The 787-nt window shown below is 59.0% G+C and carries 1 protein-coding gene; it reads left to right on the top strand.

The window, feature by feature from the left end; translation table 11 throughout:
- Window positions 1-386: S41 family peptidase (locus tag IVB46_RS21025; protein ID WP_247343399.1), on the top strand; the 386-nt coding region annotated here is incomplete at its 5' end.
- Window positions 387-787 lie beyond the last annotated feature (401 nt).

Raw genomic sequence — 787 nt, 5'->3', positions numbered from 1 at the left:
ATTTGTTCAACACGCGAGCGCCGACGATACAGGTCACTGATCGCAATGGCGCCAGCGAACTCGAGAACGTGAAGTGGCGCAAGCCTGTCGCCATGCTTGTCAACGGTGGCACCCGCAGCGGCAAGGAAATCCTTGCCTATGGCTTCAAGAAATATCGGCTTGGCGAGGTCATCGGTAGCCGGACCGAGGGAGCTGTCCTCTCTGCGACGGCATTTCTCATTGATGGCGGCTTGCTGTTGCTCGCGGTCGGGGACGTGCAGGTCGACGGCGAGCGGCTGGAAGGCGTTGGCGTCGCACCCACGATCGAGGTCCAAGCCGAGCCGGGCTCCATGGGTCTAGATGATCCTCAACTTAATCGTGCAATCGCAGTCCTATCCGTGGCCTGATCCTTGGGAGGCAGCTAAGAGATCCATTCCTGACTAGGTCCGGTTTGCGCGCCAAAAGCTGCCCTCCCCGCCAAGTCGCAGTTTGACCCAGAGTCGTTAGACACGCAGTTCATTCGATCGCCTTCTGCGGGCGCAGACCACCGTCAAAGCCGGGCCGAGCATCACCGTCTTGTCGAGGAACCTTGCCTCCGGATCTGTGTTGTCGATCGCAACGCGCGACGCCAATGGCCAGGACCGCGTGAGCTCGGCTAGCGCAGCGTACTTTTGAAGACGACCGCACAAACAAAAACGCCGCCTCCGTTGTATCCCTCCATTGAAGGCCGCCTTGTTTGACGAACGTTATAGCTGCAGGTCCTAGGGGTAATCCTAGGAGAAGTGGTATGACGATTTCGAGGACGGAG

The sequence above is a fragment of the Bradyrhizobium sp. 61 genome, from assembly GCF_023073075.1.
Lineage (GTDB): Bacteria > Pseudomonadota > Alphaproteobacteria > Rhizobiales > Xanthobacteraceae > Bradyrhizobium > Bradyrhizobium barranii.
This window is presented reverse-complemented; position numbering and strand designations above follow the sequence as displayed.